This is a genomic window from Frankia sp. CpI1-P, assembly GCF_001421075.1.
GTDB lineage: Bacteria > Actinomycetota > Actinomycetes > Frankiales > Frankiaceae > Frankia > Frankia torreyi.
Genome location: NZ_LJJX01000097.1, coordinates 1 through 11,676, shown reverse-complemented (window position 1 = coordinate 11,676; position 11,676 = coordinate 1). Strand labels below are relative to the sequence as shown.

General features: G+C 74.8%; 3 protein-coding genes and 4 pseudogenes. All 7 read right to left on the bottom strand.

The features are described from left to right. Window positions 1–216: pseudogene (locus FF86_RS61175) on the bottom strand (beta-ketoacyl synthase N-terminal-like domain-containing protein); the annotation flags it as partial. A gap of 1 nt (window position 217) precedes the next feature. Further along, a pseudogene (locus tag FF86_RS63865) lies at window positions 218–1,749 on the bottom strand (beta-ketoacyl synthase N-terminal-like domain-containing protein); the annotation flags it as partial. 1 nt (window position 1,750) lies between these two features. After that, window positions 1,751–2,645 (bottom strand): annotated as a pseudogene (locus FF86_RS69385) (MDR/SDR family oxidoreductase); the annotation flags it as partial. 1 nt (window position 2,646) lies between these two features. Next, a partial coding sequence (locus FF86_RS36810; protein WP_206779087.1) for an acyltransferase domain-containing protein occupies window positions 2,647–5,856 on the bottom strand: 3,210 nt, incomplete at its 3' end. A gap of 129 nt (window positions 5,857–5,985) precedes the next feature. Further along, a pseudogene (locus FF86_RS61165) lies at window positions 5,986–6,592 on the bottom strand (ketoacyl-synthetase C-terminal extension domain-containing protein); the annotation flags it as partial. Window position 6,593: 1 nt separating this feature from the next. Beyond that, a partial coding sequence (locus tag FF86_RS61160) for a beta-ketoacyl synthase N-terminal-like domain-containing protein (protein ID WP_396230192.1) occupies window positions 6,594–7,440 on the bottom strand: 847 nt, incomplete at its 3' end. A gap of 282 nt (window positions 7,441–7,722) precedes the next feature. Continuing rightward, window positions 7,723–11,337 (bottom strand): SDR family NAD(P)-dependent oxidoreductase (locus FF86_RS69380; RefSeq protein WP_396230191.1); only part of this gene is annotated, 3,615 nt, incomplete at its 3' end. Between the last annotated feature and the right edge of the window lie 339 nt (window positions 11,338–11,676).

Here is an 11,676-nt window from a genome sequence, read left to right as displayed (position 1 = left end):
ACGCGCGTCCGACAACCGCTCCAACAGCAGCATCCCCGCACCCTCACCCCAACTCGTCCCATCCGCCGCCGCCGCGAACGCCTTCACCCGCCCATCCGCCGCCAACCCACGCTGACGGCTGAACTCCACAAACGTCGACGGCGTCGCCATCACCGTCACCCCACCCGCCAACGCCAACGAACACTCACCACCACGCAACGCCTGGCACGCCAGATGNACCGCCACCAACGACGACGAACACGCCGTATCCACCGTGATCGCCGGCCCCTCCAACCCAAACGTGTACGCCACCCGCCCCGACGCGACGCTCGTGGTGTTGCCGGTGGACAGATGCCCCTCCAGGCCCGGGTCGGGCCGGCCCGCGACCGACGCGTAGTCCTGGGCGATCACCCCGGCGAACACGCCGGTCCGGCTGCCGCCCAGCCGGGTCGGATCGATCCCGGCGCCTTCGAACGCCTCCCACGCGGTCTCGAGCAGCAGCCGCTGCTGCGGGTCGGTCGCGGTCGCCTCCCGCGGGCTGAGGCCGAAGAAGGCGGCGTCGAACTCATCGGCGTCGTAGAGGAAGCCACCGCGCATGACGTAGGTCCGCCCGGCCGCGTCCGGATCGGGGTCGTAGAGCCGCTCGAGGTCCCAGCCACGGTTGTCCGGGAAGTCCCCCGTCGCGTCCCGGCCCTCGGTGACGAGCCGCCACAGGTCCTCGGCGGAGCGCACCCCGCCGGGGAACCGGCAGCTCGCCGAGACGATCGCGATCGGCTCGTCGGCGAGCGCGGCGGTGCGAACCGCCCCGGCCGTCGACGCCTCCCGCAGCTCGCCCGTCTGATCGGCGTCGGCGTCGGCGTCAGCACCGAGCAGACGGGACCGGAGGAACCCGGCGATCCCGGCCGCCGTCGGATAGTCGAACAGCAGAGTCGCGGGCAGCCGCAGGCCGGTCACGACGCCCAGCCGGTTACGCAGTTCGACCGCGGTCAGGGAGTCGAAGCCGAGCGTGTTGAGCGGCCGGTCGGCGTCGAGGAGGTCCGCGCCGGCGTGGCCGAGCACCGTCGCGATCTGGCCGAGCACGAGATCGAGCAGGGTACGGCGGCGGTCGTTGCCGTTCATCCGCCGCAGCCGGTCGGCCAGCGGCTCGGCGGTGCGATCGCCGACGCCGGCACCGGCCGCGGCGCGCCGGGTGCCGCGGCGCACCAGATCACGAAGGATCCCCGGCAGCCGGCCATCCTCGGCCTGGGCGCGCAGGGCGGCCTGGTCGAAGCCGATCGGAACCAGGACGGGCCCACCGTCGACGAGGGCGGTGTCCACCGCCGCGAGGCCGTCCGCCTCGGACAGCGGGACGAGCCCCGCGCGGCGGATCCGGCTCAGCTCCTCCGGCGTCAGCCGCGCCGTCATCCCGGCGGTGGGCTCCCACGGCCCCCAGACCAGGCAGACGGCGGGCAGGCCCTGCACGTGCCGGTCCGCGGCCAGCGCGTCCAGGTAGGCGTTCGCGGCCGCGTAGTTCGCCTGGCCCGGGTTGCCCACGGTGGCGGCCGCCGAGGAGAAGAGCACGAAGGCCGCGAGATCGAGCGACGCGGTCAGTTCGTGCAGGTGCCAGGCGGCGTCGGCCTTGGGCCGCAGCACCCCGTCGAGCCGCGGCGCGATCTGCCCGTCGAGCGGAGCGTCGTTCACGGCTCCCGCGGTGTGGACGACGGCGGTCAAGGGGTGGTCCTCGGGCACGTCCGCCAGCAGGTCCGCGAGCGCCGTCCGATCACCGACGTCNCAGGCCGCGATGGTGACGTCCACGCCGAGCTCACCGAGTTCGGCGCGCAGCCGTCCGGCCTGCGCCGAGGCGGGACCCGACCGGCTCGCGAGCAGCAGGTGGCGGACGCCGTGCTCGGTCGCCAGTCGGCGGGCGACGAGAGCCCCCAGACCTCCGGTCCCCCCGGTGATCAGAACGGTCCCCTCGGGGTCGAGGCCGACGGGCAGGGTGAGGACGACCTTGCCGACATGACGGGCCTGGCTGAGATACCGGAACGCCTCCGGGGCCCGCCGGACGTCCCACGCGGTCACCGGGAGGGGGTGCAGCGTGCCGTCCTCGAACAGGCGGACCAGCTCGAGGAGCATCTGCCGGATCCGGTCGGGAGCCACGGCGTTGAGGTCGTAGGCCTGGTAGGTGAGCCCCGGATGGTCGGTGGCCACCTGTTCGGCGTCGCGGATGTCGGTCTTGCCCATCTCGAGGAAGCGGCCGCCAGGAGCCACCAGCCGCAGCGAGGCGTCGACGAAGTCGCCCGCCAGCGAATCCAGGACGACGTCGACGCCTCGCCCGTCGGTGGCGGCGCGGATCCGCTCCTCGAAGGCGAGGGAACGCGAGGACGAGATCTGGTGCTCCGCCCGCCCTTCGGCCCGAAGTGTGTCCCACTTACCGGGGCTGGCGGTCGCGTGGATCTCCGCGCCCAGGTGGGCGGCCAGCCGGCTGGCCGCCATCCCGACGCCCCCGGCCGCGGCATGGATGAGCACGCTCTCCCCGGCCCGCAGCCGGGCCAGGTCGACGAGTCCGTGATAGGCGGTCATGAACGCGATCGGGGTCGCCGCGCCCTGAGCGAAGGACCAGCCGGCGGGCAGGCGGACCAGATGACGGTGGTCGGCCACCGCCACCGGGGCGATCGCGCCCGCGANCAGGCCCATGACCCGGTCGCCGGGGGAGAGGCCGGTGACGTCCGGTGCGACCTCGACGACGATGCCGGCGCCCTCGCTGCCGAAGGCGGCGGTTCCCGGGTACATGCCCAGCGCCAGCAGCACATCGCGGAAGTTCAGCCCGGCGGCCCGCACCGCGACCCGGACCTGGCCGGCGGCGAGCGGGGTGTCGACGTCCGGAGCCGGGACCAGCGCCAGGTTCTCCAGCGTGCCGGGCTCGGTGACGTCCAGGCGCCAGGTGGACGACGGGCCGGGAGGGCGCAGCCGGTCCTCGCCCTCGGAGCGCACGAGGCGAGGCGTCCAGAGGTCACCGGCGCGCACGGCGACCTCCGGCTCCCCGGACGCCACCACCGCCGGCAGCATCGGGACCGACTCCCGCGCCGAGTCCAGGTCGGCCAGCACGATGCGGTCCGGGAACTCCGCCTGGGCGGTCCGGACGAGACCCCACAGGGCAGCCTGCGCCCGGGCGTCGACGCGGTCGCCGGGGCGGGCGGCGACCGCGCCGCGGGTGAGCACCACCAGGGAGGAGGCCACGGTCGCGTCGTCGGCGACCCAGGCGCGCAGCAGATCCAGCAGCGCGCCGGTAAGGCGTCGGACCGCGCTCGGATCGTCCTGCGGGCCGCCCGCCGGGAACGAGGGGGCCACGACGACGACCGCGGGCATCGGGCCGCCGTCGAGCGAGGCGCGCAGAGCCGGCAGGTCGGCATGGACGGCCGCGGTGACCCCGGCGCGGTCGAGGCCGCGGCGCAGCTCCGGGTCGTCCGGGCCGAGCACCGCCCAGCCGCCGGTCGCGGGCGGAAGCTGCCCGCCAGAGCCTGGTGCCGCCGGCGGTGAGGCCACCCACGTCACCTCGTGGAGCACCGTGGGGCGCGCCGGAGCCGCGGCCGACAGACTCCCCCGGGCGACCGATCGGAGTACAAGCCGCTCGACGGTGGCCACCGGCGCGCCGGTGGGGTCAGCGACGTCGATCGCCACCGCGCCGTCGTCGATCACCCGCAACCGCACGTGGACCTCGGCGGCTCCGGTCGCGTGCAGCCGCACGCCTGACCAGGTGAACGGGATCCGGACCGCGGCGTCCGCCGGCGACTGGCCGACCGCCTCGAAGGCGAGCGGATGCAGCGCGGCGTCGAGCAGGGCGGGGTGCAGGGCGAACCCCGCCGGGTCGGTTCCCTCGGGCAGTCGCAGCGTCGCGTACAGGTCCCCGTCGTGCCGCCAGAGGGCACGCACCGCCTGGAACGCCGGCCCGTAATCGTAGCCGGCCTCGGCCAGACGCTCGTACAAGCTCGCGGCGTCGAGTGCGGTCGCCTCCTCGGGCGGCCGGGTGACGTCGGGACGGGTGACGTCGGGACGGGCGGGGGCGACCGGCCCGGGTCCGCCCTCCCCGGGGGCGAGGGTCCCCTCGGCGTGGCGGGTCCAGGCCGAGGGGGCCGGCAGGGACTCGCCGATTCCGGCGGCCTCGGCCGCGCCAGAGTCGCCCTCGCGGGGGCGGGAGTGGATCCGCACGGCCCGACGCCCGGAGTCGTCCGGCCATCCGACGGTGACCTGCAGATCGAAGATCCCCCGCGCGGGCAGGGCCAGCGGGGCGGCCAGGACGAGCTCCTCGACGCCGCCGGCACCGACCCGCTCGCCCGCCCCGATCGCGAGGTCGAGGAAGGCCGTGCCGGGCAGCACCACCGTGCCGGCGACCGTGTGGTCGGCCAGCCAGGGATGGGACGACGTCGAGACCCGACCGGTGAGGACGGTGGCGACCCCGTCGTCCTCGGCGAGCCCGACCGCCGTGGTGGCGATGGGATGTCCCGTCGAGAGCAGGCCGAGCGCGCCGGCGTCGAGCGGGCCCGACGGTTCGTCGATCCAGTAACGCCGGTGCTCGAAGGCATAGGTGGGCAGGTCGACCCGCCGACCCCGGCCGGCGAACACCGTGCGCCAGTCCGGGCCGAGGCCGTGCACGTGCAGCCGGGTGAGCGCGGCCAGCAGGGTCGGCACCTCGCCGCTTCCCGCTCGGGCCACCGCGGTCGCTACGACCGCCACCTGCGGGTCGATCCCGGCCAGACCATCGGCGACCATGCCGGTGAGCGCGGCGTCGGGGCCGATCTCCAGGTAGCCGGTCACGCCCGCCGCGTGCAACGCGCGCAGGCCGGCGGCGAACCGGACCGGCCGGCGGACGTGCTCCGCCCAGTACTGCGGGGTGCCCATCAGCCCGGCGCTCGCGCTCTCACCGGTGACATTGGAGATCATCGGGATCTGCGGCGGGTGAAAGGACACCTCGCGCAGCGCGACCGCGAAATCGGCGAGCATTCCGTCCATGTGCGGCGAGTGGAACGCGTGGCTGACCTTCAGCCGCTTCCCCCGGCGACCGCGGGCTCGCCAGCCGGCGGCGATCCGCTCCACCGCGTCAAGATCACCGGAGATGACCGTGGACGTGGGGCCGTTGACCGCCGCGACGGCGACGCGCTCCCCCTCGTCCCGCAGCAACGCGACGGTTTCCTCCTCGGAGGCCTCCAGCGCGACCATCCCGCCATCGCCGCGCAGCCCCTGCATGAGCCGGCCCCGCGCGGCCACCAGGGCGCAGGCGTCGGGCAGCGACAGGATGCCGGCGACGTGAGCGGCGGCCACCTCCCCGATGGAGTGTCCGATCAGGTAGTCCGGCCGCACGTCCCAGGACCGCAGCAGCCGGTACACCGCGACCTCGAACGCGAAGATGGCCGCCTGGGCGTGATCGGTCCGGTTCAGCAGGACCGTGTCCCCGCCCCGCGGCGGCGGGTCGTCGGTGAACATGACCTCCAGCAGCGGTCGGTCGAGCCGCGGGTCGAGTTCGGCGCGCACGGCGTCCAGCGCGGCGGCGAAGGCGGGAAACGCGGCGTACAACGCGCGGCCCATCCCGGGACGTTGGCTTCCCTGCCCGGTGAACAGGAAGGCCGTCGCGCCGGCCACGGCCACGTGGCCACGGTCGACCCCGGAGGCCTCTCGCCCGTCGGCGACGGCGAGCAGACCGGCCAGGTAGCCGTCCCGGTCGCCGGCCACGACACCGGCGCGGTGTGCCAGGACGCCGCGGGTGGCGGCCAGCGAGGCGCCGATGTCCAGGTCGGACGGCGACGGCTCGGCGACGAGACGGTCGTGCAGTCGCCGGGCCTGGGCCCGCAGGGCACCCTCGGTGACGGCGGACAGAATCCACGGCAGAGCCAGGTCCCCCACCGGGGCGGCTGCCGGCTCCCGGTGGTCGGCGAGGGTGGCGGCCGGGGCGACGGCGACCTCGCCCGGGACAGCGGCCTCGCCCGGGACAGCGGCCGGTTCCGGGACGGCGACCGGTTCCGGGACGGCGANCGCCGGCTCTTCCAGGATGAGATGCGCGTTGGTCCCGCTGATACCGAAGGAGGACACCCCTGCCCGTCGAGGAGCGTCACCCGCAGCCCAGGCGGTCGGCTCGCGCAGCAGCGAGACCGCGCCGGCGTTCCAGTCCACGTGCGGCGAGGGTTGGTCGACGTGCAGGGTGCGGGGCAGGCGCGCGTGCCGCATCGCCAGGACCATCTTGATGACGCTGGCCACGCCGGCCGCAGCCTGGGTGTGACCGATGTTGGACTTGACCGATCCCAGCCACAGTGGCCGGTCGGGGTCGCGGCCCTGGCCGTACGTGGCGAGCAGCGCCCGGGCCTCGATCGGGTCCCCGAGCGACGTGCCGGTCCCGTGCGCGTCGACGGCGTCGATCTCGGCGGTGGTGAGCTGGGCGTTGGCCAACGCCTGGCGGATCACCCGCTCCTGGGAGGGGCCGTTGGGCGCGGTGAGCCCGTTGCTGGCGCCGTCGGAGTTGACGGCGCTACCGCGGATCACGGCGAGGACCTGATGGCCGTTCCTGGTCGCGTCGGACAGCCGCTCCAGGAGTAGCAGGCCGCCGCCCTCGGCGAAGTTCGTGCCGTCGGCCGCCGCCGCGAAGNCCTTGCATCGCCCGTCGGGGGCGAGTCCGCGCTGCCGGCTGAACTCGACGAAGACCCCGGGTGAGGACAGCACCGTCGCGCCGCCCGCCACCGCGAGGGAGCATTCCCCGGCCCGCAGTGCCCGGGCCGCGAGATGAATCGCCACGAGCGAGGCGGAGCAGGCCGTGTCTACGGAGATCGCGGGCCCCTCGAGGCCGAACGAGTAGGCGACCCGTCCCGACGCCACGCTCGGGGTGTTTCCGGTGAGCAGATAGCCCTCGTAGGCGCGGGGGGCGTCCCGCAGCCGGGGCGCGTACTCCTGCGCGATCACGCCGGCGAACACGCCGGTGTCGCTGCCCCGCAGCGACCCCGGCGCCAGGCCGGCCCGTTCGAACAGCTCCCAGGTGAGCTCGAGCAGCAGGCGGTGCTGGGGGTCGGTGGCAGCGGCCTCCCGGGGGTTGATGCCGAACAACGCGGCATCGAATCCGGCCGCGTCGTCGAGGAAACCCCCGTGGCGGACATAGGACGTGCGGGAGTGGTCCGGATCCAGGTCGTGCAATGTGGCGGTGTCCCAGCCGCGGTCGGTGGGGAATTCCGCGATCGCGTCCCGCCCCTCGTCGACCAGCCGCCACAGGGCCTCGGGCGAGTCGACCGCGCCAGGGAAGCGGCAGGCCATCGACACGATCGCGATGGGCTCGCTGTCCCGGGCCTCGGCCGCGCTCAGTCGCCCCCGGGCGTGAGCGAGGTCCATGGTGACCCGCTTGAGGTACTCGCGGAGCTTCTGCTCGTTGGCCATGGGACGCCGATACCTCCGGTAGCTGCGCTCGGTTGATGCCGAACTGGGCTGGGCTGCGAGACGGAGACGCAGGGGAAACGGATTTCGTCTTTCGGAACCCGGACGCGGGGTGTGGACTATGCGGGTCGTGGACTAGGGCGAGCGGAAGCGTCAGAGGTTGTCGATGAAGTCGAAGATCTCGTCGTCGGTCGCCGAACTGAGACCCTCCAGCCGCGGTGCTCCCTCAGCGGCCCCGCCCAGGTCGCGGGTCCTGGCCAGGTCGCGGATCCTGGCCAGCAGCGCCTCGACGCGGTTTTCGAGTACCGCCACGTCCCCGTGGCCGGCGGGCAGCGCCTCACACGACCGCTGCAACCNGTCCAGGTCCGCCAGTACCGAGGACGTGGTCTGCGCGGTGCCGGCGTCCGGTGCCACCAGCTCGTCGAAGAGGTAGGAGACGAGCTGCTCGGGAGTCGGATGGTCGAACACCAGCGTCGCCGGCAGGGTCAGACCGGTCGCGGCGCCCAACCGGTTGCGTAGCTCCACCGCCGTCAGCGAGTCGAATCCGAGGTCGCGGAAGGCGCCGTCGGCCGGGATCGCCCGCGGGTTCGGATGACCCAGCGCGACAGCCGCGTGGGTCTGGACGAGGGTGAGCAGCAGGGGGCGCCGACCGGACTCCGGCGCGGCGTCCAACCGCTGCTGCCAGGACAGCTCCACGTCACCGTCCGTTGCCCGACGGTTCGGCACGCGCACCAGGTCACGCAGCAGGGCGGGCAGATCGCCGGTGGCCGCCGCCTCCCGCAGGGCAGCGGAGTCGAGGCGGGTCGGTACGACCACCCCCCGGGTCGCCCCGAGTGCCGCGTCGAACAGCGCGAGACCTTCGCCGGTGGACAGGGCGGCGAGCCCGCTGCGGCCCAGCCTGGTCAGGGCGGCGGAGTCCAGATGCCCGGTCATGGCGCTGGCCTGCGACCACAGGCCCCAGGCCATCGAGGTGGCGGGCAGGCCGCGGGCGTGGCGGTCGTGCGCGAGGGCGTCGAGGAAGGCGTTGGCCGCGGCGTAGTTCGCCTGACCGGCGGGGCCCAGGGTGCCGGCGACCGAGGAGAACAGCACGAAGGCGGCCAGATCGACGTCCTGCGTCAGTTCGTGCAGGTTCCAGGCCGCGTCGATCTTGGGGCGCAGCACCGCGTCGAGCCGTTGCGGCGTCAGGGACTGCAGCAGGCCGTCGTCGAGGACACCCGCGGCGTGGACCACCGCGGTCAGGGGTCGGTCGTCCGGGATCTCCCCGAGCACCCCGGCCAGGGCGTCGCGGTCGGCGGCGTCGCAGGCCTTCAGGTCCACCGTGGCGCCGGCGGCCGTCAGCTCGGCGAGCAGCTCGGCGGCTCCCGGTGCGCCGTGCCCCCGGCGGCTGAGCAGGATCAGATGCCGGATCCCGTGCTCGACGACGAGATGGCGGGCGAGCGCACCCCCCAGGATCCCGGTGCCCCCGGTGATCAGGACGCTGCCGGCAGGGTCGAGCGGGCGGGGGACCGTCAGGACGACCTTGCCGGTGTGCCGGGCCTGGCCGAGATAGCGGAACGCCTCCGTCGCCCGGCGGATGTCCCAGGCGGCGACCGGCAGGGCGCTGATCTCCCGCCGCCGGAACATCGGCAGCAGCGCGTTCATCATCCGACCGACATGCTCGGGTCCCTGGTCGGTCACGTCGTAGGAGCGGTAGCTCACTCCCGGATGCGCCGCGGCCACGGCGGCAGGGTCGCGGATGTCGGTCTTGCCCATCTCGACGAAGCGGCCGCCCGGACTGAGCAGGCGTAGCGAGGCGTCCACGAACGGACCCGCCAACGAGTTGAGGACGACGTCCACCCCACGCCCGCCGGAGGCCGCCCGGAACCTCTCCTCGAAGTCGAGGTCGCGCGACGAGGCGATGTGGTCGGAGCCCAGCCCGAGCGAACGCAGCACGTTCCACTTGCCGGGGCTGGCCGTCCCGAGCACCGTCACACCCCAGTGCCTGGCCAGCTGAAGCGCCGCCATCCCGACGCCGCCGGTCGCGGCGTGCAGGAGCAGCGTCTCGCCCGCGCCGACCGCGGCGATCTCGGCCAGCCCGTAGTAGGCGGTCAGGAACACGACCGGGATCGCGGCGGCCTCGGCGAAGCTCATCCCGGGCGGCATGGGCCACAGCGTCCGGTGATCGGCGATCCCCACCGGTCCGGCGCCGCTGGACATCAGGCCCATCACGCGGTCCCCGGGGGCGAACGTGGTCACCTCCGGCCCGACCTCGAGCACCACGCCGGCGGCCTCGCCGCCGGGCGGCCGGGTGTCCCCGCTGACCAGGTCGAGCGCGAGGACCACCTCGCGGAAGTTCAGGCCGGCGGCCCGGATCGCGATCCGCACCTCGCCGGCGGCCAACGCGACGGAGGCCGCCTCCCCCGGGGCCAGCGCGAGACTGTCGAGCGATCCCTTCCCGGTCAGGACCAGATGCCAGTCGGCCGTCCGCTCCGGCGGGACGAGCATGTCGTCGCCGGCGTCGAGTCGGGTCAGCCGCGGCGTGTGGAGCTGCCCGCCGCGCAGCGCGCCCTGGGGCTCACCCTGGGACTCGCCCTGCTCGAGCGCGTCGACGACGGCAGCCCGCGAGGCGTCGCTCGCGTCGAGGTCGAGCAGACCGAAGCGGTCCGGGTGCTCCGACTGGGCGGTCCGGACCAGCCCCCAGACCGACGCGGCGGCGAGGTCCGCGACGCGCTCCCCCGCGTGGACCGCGACCGCGCCCCGGGTGACCAGAAGCAGGCGCGCAGCGGCGAAGGCCTCCTGCGCCAACCACGAGGTCAGCAGCCGCAGAGCGTCGTGCGTGGCCGTGCGGGCCGCGTCCGCAACGCTCCCGGCCCGCGCCGGCCAGGACACGACCACGGTCTTGACCCGGGCCCCGGCCGCCACGGACTCTCGCAGCGCGTCCAGGTCCGCGACGCGCTCGACCTGCGCCCCGCGGTCGGCGGCGGCCGCGGCGAGGCCCCACGGGTCGTCGCCGACCAGCGCCAGCGCGGCCGGCGGGGCCGTGCTGGCCCCCCGCTCGTCCGCGGGGCGCTCGACGGGACGCCAGTCCACGCCGAGCAGCGACGGCGGCGCCCCCGTACGGAACGCGGCGAGCTGCGCGTCGTCCATCGGGCGCACGGCGAGCGTGCCCACCGTGGCGAGCGGCTGACCGGAGACGTCGGTGAGCAGGAGCGTCACCGAGGCTGGACCGGTCGCCGTGGCGCGGACCCGGGCCTGCGTCCCGCCCTGCGCGTGCAGCGCGACCCTGCTCCAGGAGAACGGGACGAGCAACGCGTCCGGCGCAATCGGCGGGAGCGCCAGGGTCGCGGCATGCAGCGCTGCGTCCAGCAGCGCGGGGTGCAGGCCGAACGTCCCCGCCGGCTGGTCCTCGGGCAGGCGGACGTCGGCGAACACGTCCGCGCCGCGCCGCCAGGCCGCGCGCAGGCCGCGGAAGTTCGGACCGTAGTCGTACCCTCGCGCGGCCAGGGAGTCGTAGTGCGCGTCGATGTCGATCAGCTCGGCCCCCGCCGGCGGCCAGGCCTCCGGCGGATCCTCGGCCAGGCCCGGGGTCGCCTCGGATGGCCCTCCCGCGGGCACCTGCGTGGTGGGCGCGTCCACGGTGGACAGCTCCGCCCTGGCATGCAGGGTCCAGTCCGTCTCGTCGGTCGCGTCGGCCGGGCGCGAGTACACCGTCGTCCTCCACCCGCCGGCGTCGTTCGCGGGTTGGATCACCACCTGCATCTGCACCTCGCCGTCGTCGGGCAGGACGACCGGCGCCTCCAGCAACAGCTCGTCGACGAACCGCCCCCCGAGCGGGCGACCGGCCGTGAGGACGAGGTCGACGAGGGCGGCGCCGGGCAGCACGACCATGTCCCGCAGGACGTGGTCCGCCAGCCAGGGATGGTTCGCCAGGTTCAGCCGGCCGGTGAGGATCGTCGTCCCGCCTTCGGCCGGGCGCACCTCGGCGGCGAGCAGGGGGTGGTTGNCGGGGTCGAGTCCGGCGGCGGCGAGATCGGAGCCGCGGCCGTCGGGAGCCAGCCAGTACCGTTCCCGCTCGAACGCGTAGGTCGGCAGGTCCACCACCTGCCCGTCCGCGCCGGCGAACAGTGATTCCCAGCCCGACCTCGACCCGCCGATCCGCAGCGCGGCCACGGCCGCGGCCACCGCATGCCGCTCCGACGTCCCCGGACGCATCGTCGCCAGCAACACCGGCTCGCCACCGCCCACCGAGCCCTCGGACGACCCATGCGCNGACACCGACACCGACACCGGGGCCGGGGTCGGGGTCGGTTCTTCCGCGGCCAGGCAGTCACC